We start from the raw sequence: 497 nt of genomic DNA, 5'->3' as shown, positions 1-497 counted from the left end.
GACTGCCAGGCGTGCAGCAGACCCAGCGCATAAAAACCTTTATCAAAGAGGGTCAGAGAGTGGTCGGGGGTCTGTGGGATAAGCTGAGCGGCAAGTTCGGCTTCGCCGGCAGCTGAGACGCTGTCGAACGCTGCTGCTGACAGCAGGTGACTGGTGACTTCCATCTGACAGACCATGCGCACCTGCGGCCACTCAGAGCTCTTATTAATATTGGCCGTTCGCCCGAAGGCGGCATCATTCTCTGGTGTGTCAGGGGTGCGCCATACGGTGCCATCCACCGCCATCAGCGTCAGTCCGTTCCAGTGCGACAGCGGTGTCTTTTCAAACCAGAGGCGCTGCGTTTTCTCAAACATTAACCGGATAACATCTTCTCCAAATCGCTGCCGGGCCTGCACAACCGCGCTGGGCGCAACAAAAGGCCTTTTCCCCGGCAGAAGGATATCCAGGTGTGAGACGAGCTGGGTCATCGAATGGGAGCGAAAAAGTGCCATGCCGGT

The 497-nt window shown here is 57.5% G+C and carries 1 protein-coding gene; it reads right to left on the bottom strand.

Translation table 11 applies throughout. The annotated features are described in order from the left end of the window. The coding region (locus FD744_RS25250; RefSeq protein WP_160870040.1) for an IS4 family transposase at positions 1-497 on the bottom strand (497 nt) is incomplete at both ends.

It is taken from the genome of Pantoea sp. Taur (assembly GCF_009830025.1).
In the GTDB taxonomy this organism is placed as follows: Bacteria; Pseudomonadota; Gammaproteobacteria; order Enterobacterales; family Enterobacteriaceae; genus Pantoea; species Pantoea communis.
The sequence above is the reverse complement of the archived record's forward strand: the minus strand, read 5'-3'. Positions and strand labels throughout refer to the sequence as shown.